The organism is Kitasatospora sp. NPDC001683, assembly GCF_053596495.1.
In genome coordinates, this window is the sequence record NZ_JBSFGK010000038.1 from 22,877 (window position 1) to 40,239 (window position 17,363).

The window sequence follows — 17,363 nt, forward strand, 5'->3', positions numbered from 1 at the left end:
GTTGTAAGCGGCGCGGGGCCGGGCCGTGACCCGCCCCCGCGCCGGGCAGCTCACTGACGGCGCAGGAACACGTCGGTGAAGGTGTTGGTGGCACCCGGTACCAGGTTGGCGTCGTCCGCGGTGAAGACCACGGTGTCGCCGGTGGCGTCGACGTACGGGTCGTAGGAGGTGCCGGTGCTCTGCGAGCCGTCCTCGGTGACGCTCACCCGCTCGACCCGTCCGGTCCACAGGTCGCGGCGGAACACGTCGGTCTGCTGGTTGGTGTCGCCGGGGACCAGGTTGTCCGCGTCGGAGTCGAAGTAGACCAAGCGGTCGTCGTAGGTCATGACGGGCCGGAAGGAGCTGCCGGTGGTCGTGGTGCCGGGCAGGAAGGTGCTGACCCGGGTGACCCTGCCGGTGGCCAGCTCGCGGGCGTAGAGGTCCATCCGGTAGCCGTGCATGCCGGACCGGAGGACGACGGGGACCGGCAGGCCGTAGAGGGCGTAGCGGCCGTCGGGGCTGATCCGGGGGCCGGCGGCGGCGCCGACCAGGGCGCCCGTGTCGTCCAGGCTGGCGCCGGTGACCGTGCCGGTGTCGGCCTTCCAGACGTAGTACGGGTAGAAGCGCTGCCCGGCGAGCTGGGCCGTCCCGGCCACCGAGGGGGAGGCCGAGGAGGCCGGGTCCGTCGCTGCCGCGTCCGTAGCGGGCGGCGGGAGGAGGTTGCCGGCCCGGGAGGTGAAGCCGACGGTGCGGCCGTCCGCGCTGATGCTCGGGTCGAAGGAGTTGTTGTCGGCGGTGCTGCCGCCGAAGCCGGTGCTGATCAGCCGGGTGGTGTGGGTCCAGCGGTCGGTGACGAAGACGTTCTCCTTGCCGCGGCGCACCCCCGGGGCCAGGTCGGTGCGGTTGGAGGCGTAGACGACGTAGCGGCCGTCCCAGCTCAGGCTGGGGCTGTCGACGGTGCGGATGGACTCGTCGTCGCCGGTGGTGAGGTTGCCCGTGGTGATCAGCTCGGTGCGCCCGGTCCAGAGGTCGCGGACGAAGACGTCGCTCGGGTGCTTGACCTGGCCGGGCACCACGTTGGTGGCGGCGGTGGTGAAGGCGACGTACCGGCCGTCTCCGCTGATCGAGCCGGCCGCGGTGCCGGCGTTCAGCCGGGAACCGTCGTCGGCGACGCTGACCCGCTGGACGTGCCCGTTGCGCAGGTCCCTGACGTAGATCTCGGAGTCGTTCGGGGTGCCGCCGCCGGGCAGCAGGTTGGTCGCGGCCGAGGCGAACAGCGCGGTGCGGCCGTCGGCACTCAGGCCGAGTGCGTACGAGCGGCCGTTGAGCTGCTCGCCCTTGGCGCCCTCGCTGACCCGGGCGGTGTCGCCCTTGGGCGGACGGGCCTCGGCGGCGGGCATCGCGGCACCGGCCACGACGGCGGCGACCAGGACGCAGGCGGCGCGGGCCAGCCGGCGGCGGGAACGTGCGGTGGTCATGGACTTCCTCCCCTGATGACGAGTGCCGGGCCCGCGTCTCCCCCGCGGCCCGGCTCGTTCATGAGCCAATCGCCGCCCGGCCCGGGCGGTCAACGGCCCGAAGCGATCTCCGCCCGAAATACGCCACCGGTGGTACGGGCGCCCGGAACGGCTCCCGGACGGGTTCGCCGAGCCGCGCTGGCAGAATTGGCCTGTGATCGACGCACGACGGCTGCGGACCCTGCGGGCCGTGGCGGACCACCGCACCGTGACCGCCGCGGCGGCCGCCCTCTACCTGACCCCCTCCGCGGTGTCCCAGCAGCTGGCCGCCCTGGAACAGGAGACCGGCCACCACCTGCTCGCCCGGGAGGGCCGGGGCGTGCGGCTGACCGCCGCCGGGGAGATCCTGCTCGGCCACGCCGACGCGGTGCTCGCCCAGCTGGAGCGCGCCGAGGCCGACCTCGCCGCCTACAGCGCCGGCGTCGCGGGCGAGGTCACCGTCGCCTCCTTCGCCACCGGCATCTCGCACGTGCTCGCCCCCGCGATCGGCCTGCTCGCCTCGCGCGCGCCGGGCGTCCGGCTCAAGGTGCTGGACGCCGAGGGCGACGCCAGCCTGCCGATGGTGCTGGACGGCCGGGCCGACCTCGCGGTGGCCGTCGAGTACCGGGGTGCCCCGCGCGCCGACGACGCCCGGCTCACCCGGGTCCCGCTGTACGCCGAGCCCTTCGAGGCCGTCCTGCCGTTGGCGCACCCGCTGGCCGCCGAAGCCGGGCCGCTCGCGGTGGCGGACCTCGCCGACGAGCCGTGGATCGGCCCCTACCCGGGCAACCCCTGCCACGACGTCGTCCTGCTGGCCTGCGAGCACGCCGGCTTCCAGCCGCGCCTGCTGCACTCCTCGGACGACTTCCGCGCCGTCGTCGCCCTCGCCTCCGCCGGCTCCGGCGTCGCCCTCGTCCCGCGCTCCGCCCTGCGCGGAGTCGACCTGGCCATGGTCGCCGTCCGCGCGGTCGACAGCGATCTCGCCACCCGCCGGGTCTTCGCCGCCGTCCGCGCCGGCGCCGACGGCCACCCGCTGATCCGTCCGGTCCTCGACTCCCTCGCCGAAGCCGCCGCCTCGGGGGCATAGGCGTGATGACGGAGATTCAGCGCCCGGCGCCACCCCCAGGAGGGACCTCACGCCCTCGACCGCTGTCATGCGTTTTCGATAGGTGGACGACAGGCACCGGTGCGTAGCATTGGTACATGCGTGTCTTGATCGTCGAGGACGAGCTGTACATGGCAGAGGCCATCCGTGACGGGCTGCGCCTGGAGGCGATTGCCGCGGACATCGCCGGTGACGGCGACACCGCCTTGGAACTGCTGAGCGTCAACGCCTACGACATCGCCGTCCTCGACCGCGACATCCCCGGCCCCTCCGGTGACGAGGTCGCCGAACGGATCGTCGCGGCGGGATCGGGCATGCCCATCCTCATGCTCACCGCCGCCGACCGGATCGACGACAAGGCCTCCGGGTTCGGGCTCGGTGCCGACGACTACCTCACCAAGCCGTTCAAGATGCGTGAACTCGTCCTCAGGCTCAGGGCGCTCGACCGCAGGCGCGCGTACATCAGGCCGCCCGTGCGGGAGATCGCGGGCCTGCGGCTGGACCCCTTCCGTCGCGAGGTCTACCGCGACGACCGCTACATCGCACTCACCCGCAAACAGTTCGCCGTGCTCGACGTGCTCGTCGCCGCCGAAGGCGGCGTCGTCAGCGCCGAGGAACTGTTGGAGCGGGCCTGGGACGAGAACGCCGACTCGTTCACCAATGCCGTACGCATCACGGTCTCGACTCTGCGCAAACGCCTCGGTGAACCCCAGATCATCGCCACCGTGCCCGGCGTCGGATACCGGATCATCACCCCGGCGGACATCGAGCGTGAGGGCAATGCGGGCGCCTAGGACACCGGGCTTGAGCGTCCGCCTCAAATTCGCCCTCAGCTATGCGGGTTTCGTCATGCTCGCGGGCGTGCTGATGCTGGCCACCGTGTGGGTGTACCTGCTGCGCGGCCTGCCCGGTGCGGCGAGCAGCCCCAACGGGCTCGTGCCCATCCGCACCATCGTGCTGCACGCCTACGCTCCGGCGGTGGCCGGAGTGCTGGTGTTCCTCCTGGTGTTCGGCCTGCTGGGAGGCTGGCTGCTCGCCGGCCGGATGCTCGCCCCACTGACCCGCATCACCGACGCCACCTCATTGGCCGCGAACGGGTCGCTCTCCCACCGGATCGAGCTGGAAGGCCGCCAGGACGAGTTCCGCGAGCTGGCCGACGCGTTCGACACCATGCTCGCGCGCCTCGAAGCGCACGTCACCGAGCAGCGGAGGTTCGCGGCCAACGCCTCCCACGAGCTGCGCACCCCGCTGGCGATCACGAGGGCCCTGCTCGAAGTGGCTCTCGACGACCCGGCGCGAGATTCGGGCGAGCAGTTCCGACGCCTCCACCACGTCAATGCCAGGGCGATCGACCTCACCGAGGCGTTGCTCCTGCTCAGCCGGGCCGACCAGCGATCCTTCACCCGGGAGCCCGTCGACCTGTCCCTGAACGTCGAGGAGGCCGTCGAGACGCTGCTTCCCATGGCGGAGAAGAACGGCGTCACCATCGAGGCCTCGGGCGACATCACCCCGACCATCGGCTCCCGCGCGCTCCTGCTGCAGATGACAGTCAATCTCATCCACAACGCGATCGTCCACAACCTGCCCGGTCGGGGCACCGTGTGGGTGACGACCGGCATCCATCCCGGAAGCGTGACGCTCACCGTCGAGAACACCGGCGAGATCCTCTCGGCGCAGCTGGTCTCGACCCTCACCGAGCCCTTCCAGCGCGGCACCGAACGCATCCGCCACGACCACGCGGGCGTCGGCCTGGGCCTGGCCATCGTCAAGAGCATCGTCCAAGCGCACGACGGAACCCTCACCATCGCCCCGCGCCCCGGAGGCGGCCTCCACGTCACGGTGCGGCTGCCGATCGCCCCTGCGCCGGCCAGGGGGCCTCTCGCCCACTGATGCACCCCGCACTCAGGGACTCACCGACATTCGACCGGTGAGTCCTTCTGCTTTCCGCTCCTCGCATTCCCCCATCGGTTCATTTCGCGACACCGAGGAATTTCCGAAGGTCGGAATCCGGGGCCGCGTCCAAGTGTCGGAAATGCTCGCTTGGACACCGACTCATGGACGGCGACTCGTGGACAGCGAGTCCGATCAGCACCATGGACCTGCGGACTTCGGTGTCGTCGGAGAGGGGATGTCCGTATGGTCATGATGCCGTCCATCGGGGGGGCGCCAAGGGCCGGCGGAGGCGACGATCCCGAGCCGGCCAAGCTCCGCCCTGAAACGCCACGCAGGGTGCTGGCCTATTTTCGCCCGTACACCGGCAGAATCGCACTCTTCGCAATCGGCGCCGTCCTGGAGTCGCTCATCGTGGTGGCGACTCCGCTGTTGCTCAAGCAGATCGTCGACGACGGGATCCTCAAGGGCGACTCCGGAGCCGTCACCCTGCTGGCCGGCCTCACCGCGGGGCTCGCCGTCCTCGACGCGTTGCTGCAGCTGGTGCTCGCCCACCTCGCCGGATCGATCGGGCAGGGGGTCAGCCACGACGTCCGGATCCAGTCGATCGAGCACGTCCAGCGGCTGCCGGTCGCGTTCTTCACCCGCACCCAGACCGGTGTGCTGGTCGGACGGCTCCACACGGATCTGATCATGACGCAGCAGGCGTTCAGCCAGCTGCTGATGGCGCTCCCCAGCGTGATCGGGGTCGTCCTGGTGATGGCCGAGCTGTTCTACCTGTCGTGGCTCGTCGCCGTCATCACGGTGGTGCTGATCCCGCTGTTCGTCGTTCCCTGGGTGTACGTGGGGCGAGTGACACAGCGGTACACCAGGCAGTCGATGGAGGTGAACGCCGGCCTGGCCGGCCTCCTCCAGGAGCGGTTCAACGCCCAGGGGGCGATGCTCTCCAAGCTCTTCGGCCGTCCGGACGAGGAGATGGCCGAGTACGAGGACCGGGCGGCAAGGCTGCGCGGGATCGGCGTGAGCGTCGTCGTCTACGGTCGGATGGCCTTCGTCATCATGATGCTGATCGCCGCGCTCGCCACGGCGCTCACCTACGGGGTCGGCGGCGGCCTCGTGCTCTCCGGAGTCTTCCAGCTCGGCACGCTGATCGCTCTCGCCGCCCTGCTCGGGCGGCTGTTCGGGCCGATCACCCAACTGTCCGGGATGCAGGCGAACGCGCTGGTCGTCCTGGTGAGCTTCGACCGGATCTTCGAGCTCTTCGAGCTGAAGCCGCTGATCGAGGAACGCCCCGACGCCGTCACGCTCACGCGGGACACGGCCCCGGAGATCGAGTTCGAGGACGTGTCGTTCCGCTATCCGGGCGCGGACGAGGTCTCGCTGCCGTCGCTGGAGCAGAACGTGCGTGGCGGAGGGGATCGAGGGGAGACGGCGCCGGAGGTCCTGCGCCACGTGAGCCTGCGGGCGCCGGCCGGAACCATGACCGCACTCGTCGGCCCGTCCGGCGCGGGGAAGAGCACTCTCACCCACCTGGTGTCCCGGCTGTACGACCCGACCTCCGGCACCGTCCGGGTCGGCGGACACGACCTTCGGGACCTCTCCTTCGGCTCGCTCCGCGAGGCGGTGGGCGTGGTCAGCCAGGACACCTACCTCTTCCACGACACGATTCGGGAGAACCTTCGCTACGCCCGTCCGACCGCCACCGAGGACGAGCTGATCGAGGCGTGCAAGGGAGCCCAGATCTGGGACTTGATCGAATCCCTCCCGAGGGGGCTCGACACCGTCGCCGGAGACCGCGGCTACCGGCTGTCGGGCGGGGAGAAGCAGCGACTGGCCATCGCCAGGCTGCTCCTGAAGGCGCCCTCGGTCGTCGTGCTCGACGAGGCCACCGCTCACCTGGACCCCGAGTCGGAGGCCGCCGTCCAGCGGGCCCTCAGGACCGTGCTGCGCGACCGCACCTCCCTGGTGATCGCCCACCGGTTGTCCACGATCCGTGAGGCCGATCAGATCGTCGTGATCGACGACGGAGGCGTCCGGGAGCGCGGGACGCACGAGGAGCTGCTGGCCGAGGGCGGACTCTACGCGGAGCTCTATCACACGCAGTTCGCCGGGCCGGGCGGCAACGGCGCCGTACCCGAAGGCAATGGGGCCGGGCCGGTCCACCAGATGGTTCCTGAAGGGGGACGATGAATTCCGCAGCGCTGGCCACGCCGACGGTGCCGGAGCTGTTCGCCCGCCAGGTGGAGCGGACGCCCGACGCAGTGGCCGTAGTTGATGGGGACCGGGCGCTGACCTACCGGCGGCTGGACGAGCTCGCGGGCCGGCTGGCCGGGCGGCTGATCGGTCGGGGCGTCCGCCGCGGCGACCGCGTGGCGGTCCTGATGGAACGCTCCGCGGACCTGGTGGTGACGCTGCTCGCGGTATGGAAGGCGGGAGCCGCGTACGTGCCGGTGGATGCCGCCCATCCCGCGCGGCGGGTGGCGTTCGTGGTCGCGGACTCGGGGGCGTCCCTGGTGGCGTGTTCGGCCGCGGCGCGCGACCGCGTTCCGGAGGAGGTCGAGTCGATCGTCGTCACGGACGAGGTTCCGGGCGACGCGCCGACGGTCCCGGTGGGTCCGGGGGACCTGGCGTACGTGATGTACACCTCCGGGTCGACCGGGGTCCCGAAGGGAGTGGCCGTCCCGCACCGGAGCGTCGCGGAGCTGGTGGGGGACCCCGGCTGGGCGGTGGACGCCGGTGACGCGATCCTCGTGCACGCGCCGCACGCCTTCGACGCGTCCCTCTTCGAGATCTGGGTACCGCTCGCCTCGGGCGCCCGCGTGGTGATCGCCGAGCCGGGCGCGGTGGACGCCCGGCGTCTGCGGGAGGCGGTCGCCGCCGGCGTGACGAAGGTGCATCTGACCGCGGGGAGCTTCCGCGCGCTGGCCGAGGAGTCACCGGAATCCTTCGCCGGCCTCCACGAGGTGCTGACGGGCGGCGACGTGGTGCCCGCGGCCGCGGTGGAGAAGGTGCGAAGGGCGATCCCCCGAGCGCGGATCCGGCACCTGTACGGTCCGACGGAGACGACGCTGTGCGCGACGTGGCACCTGCTCCGGCCGGGCGATGCGCTGGGCCCCGCCCTGCCGATCGGCCGTCCGCTTCCGGGCCGCCGGGCCCAAGTGCTCGACGCGTCGCTGCTGCCCGTGCCGCCGGGTAGGGTCGGCGACCTCTACCTTTCCGGCGCCGGCCTCGCGGACGGCTACCTGGACCGGGCGGCGCTGACGGCGGAGCGGTTCGTGGCGGATCCGTCCGTACCCGGCGGCCGGATGTACCGGACAGGGGATCTCGCCCGCTGGACCGCCGACGGCGAGCTGCTGTTCGCGGGCAGGGCCGACGACCAGGTGAAGATCCGCGGGTTCCGGATCGAGCCGGGTGAGATCGAGGCCGCGCTGACCGCCCGGCCGGATGTCCACGAGGCCGTCGTGGTGGCGATCGACGGTCGCCTGATCGGCTACGCGGTGACGGACGTGGATCCCGTCGTCCTCCGTGGGCGTCTCGGGGCGATGCTGCCGGAGTACATGGTCCCGGCTGCCGTGATCACGCTGGACCGGCTTCCGCTCACCGCCAACGGCAAGGTGGACCGGGCGGCGCTGCCCGCGCCCGTCTTCGGGGGGAATGCCGGGGGCCGCGAACCCGCCACCGAGGCGGAGCGCGTCCTGAGCGGGCTGTTCGCCGAGCTGTTCGGCCTGGACCGGGTCGGTGTCGACGAGGACTTCTTCGCCCTGGGCGGCGACTCGATCTCCGCGATGCGGCTGGCGGCCCGCGCGTCCGGGGCCGGTCTGCTGGTGACGCCCTCCCAGGTCTTCGAGGAGAGGACCCCCGCACGGTTGGCGTCCGCGGCGCGTCCGGTACCCGCCGACGCCCCCGACGCCCGTCCCCTGGTCGCTCTCACCGCGGAGGAGGAGAGCGAGCTGGCGACCGCCGTACCGGGTGCCGAGGAGGTCTGGCCGCTCGCCCCGCTCCAGGAAGGGCTGCTCTTCCAGTCGAGCCTCGAAGAAGAAGGCCTCGACATCTACCAGGCGCAGTGGATCCTGGAGCTGAACGGGCCGTTGGACGTGGCCCGGCTCCGGGCCGCGTGGGAGGCGGTCTTCGCACGGCACGCCGGGCTCCGGGTGAGTTTCGTACGGCTCGCGTCGGGGAGGGCGCTCCAGGCCGTCGCCGGACACGTCGTCCTGCCCTGGCGGGAGGTCGACCTCACGGGCGTGAACGACGCCGAGGCGGCCGTCGAGGCCCTCGCCCGGCGGGAACAGGAACAGCGGTTCGACCTGGCCGCGGGCCCGCTGTTCCGGCTGCTGCTGGTCCGGATCGGCGAGGACCGGCACCGCCTGCTGGTCGTCCACCACCACATCCTGACCGACGGCTGGTCGGTGGCGGTCATCCTCAACGAGGTGGCCGAGGCGTACGCGGGCGGCGGCCGGCTCCCGGAGCGGATCGGTGCGGCGTCCTACCGGGACTACCTGGCCTGGCTGGATCGGCAGGACAAGGACGCGGCCCGCGCGGCCTGGCAGGCGGAGTTGTCCGGCCTCGACGGGGACGCGTCGATCGCGAGGACGGCCGCCGGGACGGGATACGAGTACCGCATCGCCCACGTCATGCCGGAGCTCTACACCAGGCTGACGCAGGTGGCCCGTGACCACGGGCTGACGCTGAACACGATGGTGCAGGGCGCGTGGGCGATGGTGCTGGCCCGGCTCGCGCGGCGCACCGAGGTGGTGTTCGGCACCACGGTCGCCTGCCGTCCCGCGGAGCTCCCCGGGGTGGAGTCGATGCCCGGTCTCATGATGAACACCGTGCCGGTCCGGGTGGCGCTGGACGGCGGGCAGACGGTCGCCGACCTGCTCACCGGTCTGCAGCAGCGGCAGGCGGCCCTGATCCCGCATCAGCACCTGGGACTGCCCGAGATCCAGAGAGCGGGCGGGCCGGGTGCGAAGTTCGACACGCTGCTGGTGTTCGAGAACTATCCGCGGGACTTCGCCGACCGGTTCACGTACCTGGGCACGGTCGAGGGCACCCACTATCCACTGACCCTCGGCATCATCCCGGGGGACCGACTCAGGATCCAACTCGCCTACCGGCAGGGGCAGATCGAGGAGACCGTCGCCGAGTCCGCGCTGGGATGGTTCGTCGGTGCCCTCGGCGCGTTGGCCGCCGACCCTTCCGGGTTGGTGGGGCGGCTCGGTGTGGCCGGGGGCCGGGTGAGCCGCTCGGACGCGGCGCTGGCGGTGGGGGAGTCCTTGCCGGTGCTGGTGGCGCGGGTCGTGGCGGAGCGGCCGCACGAGGTGGCGGTGGTGGACGGCGACGGCGAGCTGACCTTCGAGCGGCTCTGGGAACGGGCGTCGGCGCTCGCCGCTGTGCTGAGGGCCCGAGGGGCCGGACCGGAGTCCCGGGTGGGCCTCGTCGTGGGGCGGTCGGCGTGGTGGGTGGTCGGGATGCTGGGGGTGTCGCTGGCCGGAGGCGCCTTCGTTCCGGTGGATCCCGGGTATCCGGCCGAGCGCGTGCGACTGCTGCTGGGAGACGCGGATCCCGTGCTGGTGGTGTGCGAGGGGAGGACGCGGGACGCGGTGCCCGAGGAGTTCGCCGACCGGTCGGTGGTGATCGACGAAGTGGATCTCGCGGCGGGCCCGGATGCGGTGCCGCCGCGGGTGGGGCCGGACGACGCGGCGTACGTGATCTACACGTCGGGATCGACCGGAACCCCGAAGGGGGTCGTCGTCACCCACGCGGGCCTGGGGAACCTGGCGGCGGCACAGATCGACCGGTTCGCCGTGTCGCCGTCGTCACGGGTCCTGCAGTTCGCGGCGCTGGGCTTCGACGCCACGGTCTCGGAGGCGCTGATGGCGTTGCTCTCGGGGGCGACGCTGGTGATGGCGCCGGAGCGGGACCTGCCGCCGCGGGTGTCGCTGGCCGAGGCACTGGAGCGGTGGGGCGCCACTCACGTGACGGTTCCGCCGTCGGTGCTCGCCACGGCCGACATGCTGCCGGCGGGGCTGGAGACGGTGGTGGTGGCGGGGGAGGCCTGCCCACCGGGCCTGGCGGATCGCTGGTCGGAGGGACGGCGGCTGATCAATGCCTACGGGCCGACCGAGACCACGGTGTGTGCCGCGATGAGCACGCCGCTGACGGCGGGCCGGGACGTGGTCCCGATCGGGGCACCGATCGCGGGAGGCCGCTGCCACGTACTGGACGCGTTCCTCCGGCCGTTGCCGCCGGGGATCACCGGCGAGCTGTACGTGGCGGGGATAGGGCTGGCCCGTGGCTACCTGGGCCGTACGGCGCTGACGGCGGAGCGGTTCGTCGCCGATCCCTTCGCCGCCGGCGAGCGGATGTACCGGACGGGAGACCTGGCCCATCTGACGAGCCGCGGTGAGCTGGTGTTCGCCGGGCGGGCCGATGACCAGGTGAAGCTCCGTGGCTTCCGGATCGAGCTCGGCGAGATCGAGTCCGTCCTGTCCGGCCACCCGCGGGTCGCTCAGGCGGTGGCGGTCGTCCGGGACGACCGGCTGCTGGCCTACGTGTCGCCGGCCGAGGTCGATCCGGACGCGGTGCGGGAGTACCTCGCCTCCCGGCTGCCCCAGCACATGCTGCCCGCTGTGGTGGTGCTGGAAGCGCTGCCCACCACCCCGAACGGGAAGATCGACCGCGGCGCGTTGCCCGACCCCGATCCCACCGCCGGGACGGTCGGTCGAGAGCCGGTCACGGAGTACGAACGGGTGCTGTGCCGGCTGTTCGCCGAGGTGCTCGGCCTGGAGCGGGTCGGCGCGGACGACAGCTTCTTCGCCCTGGGCGGAGATTCGATCACCGCCATGCAGCTGGTGGCGCGGGCGCGGCGGGCCGGACTGGCCCTCGCCGAGCAGGACGTCTTCGGGCAGAAGACGCCGGAGGGACTCGCGCGGCTGGTGCCGGAGTCGCCGTTGCCGGAACGCGCCCGGCCCGCGACGGCCGACGGTGTGGGCGAGGTGCCGTGGACGCCGGTGATGAGAATGCTGGGCGACGGGATCACCGGTGCGGGATTCGCGCAGTGGGTGGTGGTGGGCGCGCCCGTGGATCTGGGCGAGGGGGTCCTGGCCGCCGCGCTGGGCGCCGTGGTGGACACGCACGACATGTTGCGAGCACGCGTGGAGCAGGGACGCCTGATCGTGGGTGACCGCGGCTCGGTGGACCCGGCCGGTCAGGTCCGGCGAGTGGGGCTCGGCGCGGGCTCGTTGGACGAGGCCGTGGCGGGCGCGGTGCGGGACGCCGTGGGACGGCTGGACCCGGAGACGGGCGTGATGGTGCAGGCGGTGTGGGTGGACGCCGGGCCCGGCCGGGTGGGCCGACTGGTGCTGGTGGTGCACCATCTGGCCGTCGACGGAATGTCGTGGCGAGTCCTGGTACCGGATCTGCGGGAAGCGTGCGAGGCGGTCGCGGCGGGACGGACTCCCGCGCTGGAGCCGGTGGCGGTGCCGTACCGGCAGTGGGCGCGCCTGCTGGAGGAATGGGCGGCCACGGCGGAACGGGTCGGCGAACTGCCGGCGTGGCAGGCGATCCTGGGCGAGGGGGACGGGCCGATCGGCGGGCCGCAGGTGAGCCCGGGAAGCACGCGCTCACGGTCGTGGGCGATGTCGGGGGCCGAGGTGTCGGCGCTGCTGGGCCCGGTTCCGGTGCTGTTCTACTGCGGGGTCCACGAGGTGCTGCTCGCGGGCTTGGCGGGGGCGGTGGCGCGCTGGTCCGGCGGTCACGTGGTGCTGGTGGACGTGGAGAGCCACGGCCGTCACGCGGTCGGCGGGCTGGACCTGTCCCGGACGGTCGGCTGGTTCACCAGCGTGCATCCGGTGCGACTGGACACGTCGGGGATCGACCTGGCGTCCGGAGATCTGCTGAAGGCGGTGAAGGAGCAGTCGCGGGCGGTGCCCGGTGACGGGCTCGGCCATGGGCTGTTGCGTCATCTGAACGCCGAGACCCGACCGGTGCTGGAGGCCATGCCGGCGCCCCGGATCGGATTCAACTACATGGGCCGGTTCGTCGTGGGCTGGCAGAACGACGTGGCGCAATGGCAGCAGGCCGGAGACATCGGCGGTTCCCTGGATCCGGCCATGGCACTGCCGCATGCGCTGCAGGCCGATGCGGTCGTCCGGGAAACGCCGGAGGGCCCGGAACTGACGCTCATGGTGAGCTGGCCGGCCGGCCTCTTCGAGGAGGCCGAGATCGAACGGTTCGGCCGGCTGTGGTGGGACGTGCTGTCCGGCCTGGCCCGCCTGGCGGACGATTCCTCCGCCGGGGGACACACCGCGTCCGACTTCGGTCTTCTCGACCTCGATCAGGACGAGATCGAGGGTTTCGAGGCGATAGCGGCGCACTTCGGAGGAGGCCAGGAATCGTGACCGAGTCGACCACGTCCCCCGGATCGGCGCTCGCGGAGATCTGGCCGCTGTCACCGATGCAGGAGGGAATGTTCTACCACTCCTCCTTCGACGACGAGGCCCCCGACATCTACGTCATCCAGCAGTCCCAGCTCATCGACGGGCCGCTGGACCCGGAGCGGCTCCGGATGTCCTGGCAGGCCCTCCTCGACCGGCACGCGACGCTTCGGGCCTCCTTCCACCGGCGGAAGTCCGGCCAGACGGTCCAGCTCATTCCCCGGGAGGCGGAACTACCGTGGACCGAACGCGACTTGTCCGGCCTGGCCGAGGAGGACGCGCTCGCCGAGGCGACCGTGATCGCGGAGAAGGAGCGCGCCAGGGGATTCGATCTGACGCGGCCTCCGCTGCTGCGGTTGACGCTGATCCGGCTCGGCCCGGAGCGGCACTGTCTCGTGACGACGAGCCACCACCTGCTCATGGACGGGTGGTCGCGGGCGATCCTCGAGTCGGAACTCCTCGAGGTCTACGCGGCCGGCGGCGTCGTGTCGGGTCCGCGGTCAGCGGCCTCCTACCGGAACCATCTGGCGTGGCTGGGGCGGCAGGACAAGGACGCCGCCCGGGCGGCCTGGCGCGCGGAGCTGTCCGGTGTCGACGGATCGGCGCTCGGCATTCCCGAACGGCCCGGCCGGGCTCCGGAACTGCCGGTCCGGAAGGTGATCCGCCATTCACCGGCCTTCACCTCCGCCGTGGTGGAGTTCGCCCGCGGCCACGGGCTGACCCTGAACACCGTGGTGCAGGGCGCGTGGGCGCTGGTGCTGGCCCGACTGGCGCGCCGCCGGGACGTGCTCTTCGGCGCGACGGTCTCCGGGCGTCCGGCAGACCTGCCGGGCGCGGAGGGCATGGTGGGGTTGTTCATCAACACCGTGCCGGTGCGCGTGCGGCTGGACGGGGCGAAGACCGTCCTGGAGACGCTGACGGAGCTGCAGGAGCGGCAGTCCGCACTGATCGCGCACCAGCACCTCGGGCTCCCGGAGATCCAGAAGCTCGGAGGGGCGGGCCTGGACACGATCGTGGTGTTCGAGAACTACGTCGATCCCGCGGCGGGCTCGAAGTCCCCGCGCGATCTGAGCCTGACCCTGCGGGAGTTCCACCAGGCGTCCCCCTACGCGATCACTCTGGGCGTCTTGCCGGGCGAGAGCATCGAGACCGAGCTGCAGTACCAGCCGGGGATGGTCGACGCCTCGGTCGCCGAGACCGCTCTCCACTGGCTCGTTCGAGCCCTGGAACGGATGGTCGCGGAGCCGGGCACCCCGGTGGGCCGCCTGGACCTGGTGAGCGACGCCGAACGTGAGCTGGTCGTCGACCGGTGGAACGAGACGGGCGACCCGATCGCCGCGCCGACGGCGGTGGACCTCTTCCGCCGGCAGGTGGAGAAGGCTCCGGACGCGACGGCGATGACGGCCGGCGGCCGGGACTGGTCGTACGCGGAACTCGACGAGTGGTCAGGCCGGCTGGCGCGGGTGCTGAAGGACCGGGGCGTGCGACGCGGCGACCGCGTCGGTGTCCTGCTGGAACGTTCGCCGGACGTGCCGGCGGCATGGCTCGGGGTGTGGAAGGCGGGAGCGGCGTTCGTGCCCGTCGATCCGGACTACCCGGCGGACCGGGTCGCGTTCATGTTGTCCGACGCCGCGGTCGCCGCGGTGGTGTGCAGTGCCGGGACCGCGGCCGCCGTGCCCCCGGGCCACGAGCTCATCACGATGGACGCCGCCGTCGACGGTGAGACCTCGCTGGTCCCGATCGGGGCGGACGATCTGGCGTACGTGATGTACACCTCGGGGTCGACCGGCGCGCCGAAGGGCGTCGCCGTCCCGCACGGCGGCGTCGCGGCCCTGGCGGGAGACCCGGTGTGGGGCGTCGGAGCGGGCGACGCCGTGCTGATGCACGCGCCGCACACCTTCGACGCCTCCTTGTACGACCTCTGGGTGCCGCTCGTCTCGGGCGCACGGGTGATGCTCGCCGAGCCGGGTGTGGTCGACGCGGAGCGCCTCGCCGCCCAGGTCGCCCAGGGCCTCGTCTCGGTGAACATCACGGCGGGCCAGTTCCGGGCGCTGGCGCAGGAGTCGCCGGAGTCCTTCGCGGGGTTGCGCGACGTGCTGGCGGGCGGCGACGTGGTGCCGCTCAGCGAGGTGGAGCGGGTCCGGCGGGCCTGCCCCGAGCTGGTCGTCTGGCACACCTACGGTCCGACGGAGACCACCCTGTGCGCGACCTGGAAGGCGATCGCGCCCGGCGACCGGCTGGGATCGGTCCTGCCGATCGGTCGCCCACTGCCGGGCCGGCGGCTGTACGTGCTGGACGTCTTCCTGCGTCCGTTGCCTCCGGGCGTCGCGGGCGATCTCCACATCGCGGGCGCAGGGGTGGCGCACGGCTATCTGGACCGTCCGGGGCTGACTGCGGAGCGGTTCGTCGCGGACCCGTTCGCCCCCGGGCAGCGCATGTACCGGACGGGCGACGTCGCGTACTGGACGGACGAGGGCGAGCTGGTGTACGTCGGGCGGTCCGACGACCAGGTGAAGATCCGCGGCTACCGGGTCGAGCCGGGCGAGGTCGAGGCGGTGCTGGCCGAGCGGCCGGGCATCGACCAGGCCGTGGTGGTGGCCCGCGAAGGGCGCCTGATCGGCTACGTCGTGTCCGGCGGCGGCATCGATCCGGAACGGCTGCGCGAGGACGTCGCCAGGGCGCTGCCGAGCTACCTGGTGCCGGCGGCGGTGGTGGTCCTGGACGCACTGCCGGTGACGGCCAACGGCAAGGTGGACCGGGCGGCGCTGCCGGACCCCGACTTCGGCGGACGCGTCACCGGCCGGGAACCGGCCACCGACGCCGAGCGGACGCTGTGCGCGCTGTTCGCCGAGGTCCTCGGCCTGGAACGGGTCGGCGCGGATGACGGCTTCTTCGAGCTGGGCGGGGACTCCATCACCTCGATGCAGCTGGCGGCGCGGGCCCGTCGGTCCGGAATGGCCTTCGGCGCGCGCGAGGTGTTCGAGCACCGGACCCCGGCGGGAATCGCCCGGATCCTCGACCTGGACGGCGATCCGGCCGCGTCGCCCGACCCGGCCGAGGGCACCGGAGACGTCGCCTGGACGCCGATGATGGAGGTGGCGGGGACGGGACCAGCGCAGTGGGTGACCGTCGGCGCTCCCGGCGATCTGGCGGTGGACGCGCTGGCGGCCGGGCTGAGCGTGGTGATCGACGCTCATGACATGCTGCGGAGCCGGATCGTCGAGGCGGCCCCGAAGCCCCGGGTGGTCGTGTCCGGCAGGGGCGCGGTGGACGCCGCGAACCTGATCGAGCGGGTGGAGGCGAACCCCGGGGACCTCGACGAGGTCGCGGAGCGGTGTGCTCGGGAGGCGGCCGCGCGGCTGGATCCCGCCGCGGGTGTGATGGTCCGTGCGGTGTGGGTGGACGCGGGACCCGGCCGGGTCGGACGGCTCGTGCTGGCGGCGCATCCGCTGGCGGTCGACGCGTGGTCGTGGCAGATCCTGCTGCCGGACCTCAAGGCCGCCTACGAGGCCGTCGCCGCGGGCAGGGAGCCGGTGCTCGCCCCTTCGGACGTCTCGTACCGGCGATGGGCGGCCGCACTGGCGGAGCAGGCGACCGCCCCGGCACGCGTCGCGGAGCTGACCGCGTGGACGGCGCTCCTCGACGAGGCGGAGCCACGGCTGGGCGAGCCCGGCGGCGGCCAGGCGGCGGGACGCCGGTCATGGACCCTGCCGAAGGACCGCGCGGGCGCGCTCGTGGAGCAGGTCACCTCGGCCTTCCACTGCGGTGTCCACGAGGTGCTGCTGGCAGGCCTGGCAGGCGCGGTGGCGCGGTGGCGCGGAGTCCACGTGGTGCTGGTGGACGTGGAGGATCACGGCCGTCACCCGGCCGGCGGGATGGATCCGTCCCGGACGGTGGGCCGGTTCACGAGCGTGCACCCCGTGCGGCTGGACGTGGGCGGGACCGACCCGGCCTCCGGGTCGTTGCTGAAGGCGGTGAAGGAGCAGTCGAGGGCGGTGCCCGGCGACGGACTCGGCTACGGGCTGCTGCGATATCTGAACGGTGAGACGGGACCGGTACTGGAAGCCGCACCGTCGCCCCGGATCGGGTTCGCCTACCGGGGCCGGTCCGCCACGGGCGAAGTGCGGGAGTGGCAGCGGTCCGGAGGAATCGGCCGTTCACCGGCCCCCGACACGAGGCCGTCGCACGCACTGGAAACCGAGGCGGTCGTCCGGGAACTGCCGGACGGCCTGGAACTGGCGCTCGCGGTGAGTTGGCCGGCCGGTCTCCTCCCGGAGGCCGAGATCGAACGGTTCGGCCGGGTGTGGCTGGACGTGTTGTCCGCCCTGGCCCGCCTGGCGGGTGATCCCTCCGCCGGGGGGCACACCGCGTCCGATTTCGACCTCCTCGACCTGAACCAGGACGAGATCGAGGAACTCGAAGCCGAGTTCGACGACGACCTTTAAGCCGTTTGCTGGA

The 17,363-nt window shown here is 72.4% G+C and carries 7 protein-coding genes; 6 read left to right on the forward strand and 1 reads right to left on the reverse strand.

What is annotated here, in order from left to right; genetic code table 11:
• Positions 1 to 50 precede the first annotated feature (50 nt).
• A complete protein-coding gene (locus tag ACWCYO_RS21290; RefSeq protein ID WP_449785097.1) occupies positions 51 to 1,457 on the reverse strand; it encodes a TolB family protein in 1,407 nt (468 codons plus the stop codon).
• A gap of 193 nt (positions 1,458 to 1,650) precedes the next feature.
• On the opposite strand from ACWCYO_RS21290, the gene ACWCYO_RS21295 reads away from it, so the two are divergent.
• The 6 genes from ACWCYO_RS21295 (at position 1,651) to ACWCYO_RS21320 (ending at position 17,350) form a co-directional block, all read left to right on the forward strand.
• On the forward strand, positions 1,651 to 2,562 hold the full coding sequence (locus tag ACWCYO_RS21295) for a LysR family transcriptional regulator (protein ID WP_270149219.1): 912 nt from the start codon (positions 1,651 to 1,653) through the stop codon (positions 2,560 to 2,562).
• Between the two features lie 116 nt (positions 2,563 to 2,678).
• Positions 2,679 to 3,374 carry a response regulator transcription factor gene (locus tag ACWCYO_RS21300; RefSeq protein WP_270149221.1) on the forward strand — a complete coding sequence of 232 codons (696 nt, stop codon included), beginning with the start codon at positions 2,679 to 2,681 and terminating at the stop codon, positions 3,372 to 3,374.
• Positions 3,361 to 4,470: a sensor histidine kinase gene (locus ACWCYO_RS21305; RefSeq protein ID WP_449785098.1), complete on the forward strand. Its 1,110-nt coding sequence runs from the start codon at positions 3,361 to 3,363 to the stop codon at positions 4,468 to 4,470. The genes ACWCYO_RS21300 and ACWCYO_RS21305 overlap by 14 nt, the downstream gene beginning before the upstream one ends.
• Before the next feature lie 339 nt (positions 4,471 to 4,809).
• Positions 4,810 to 6,660: an ABC transporter ATP-binding protein gene (locus ACWCYO_RS21310; protein ID WP_270149223.1), complete on the forward strand. Its 1,851-nt coding sequence runs from the start codon at positions 4,810 to 4,812 to the stop codon at positions 6,658 to 6,660.
• Complete coding sequence (locus ACWCYO_RS21315) at positions 6,657 to 12,869, forward strand: amino acid adenylation domain-containing protein (protein ID WP_449785099.1); 6,213 nt, start codon at positions 6,657 to 6,659, stop codon at positions 12,867 to 12,869. The genes ACWCYO_RS21310 and ACWCYO_RS21315 overlap by 4 nt, the downstream gene beginning before the upstream one ends.
• Positions 12,866 to 17,350, forward strand: coding sequence for an amino acid adenylation domain-containing protein (locus tag ACWCYO_RS21320; protein WP_449785100.1), 4,485 nt, complete (start codon positions 12,866 to 12,868; stop codon positions 17,348 to 17,350). The genes ACWCYO_RS21315 and ACWCYO_RS21320 overlap by 4 nt, the downstream gene beginning before the upstream one ends.
• The last annotated feature ends 13 nt before the right edge of the window (positions 17,351 to 17,363 follow it).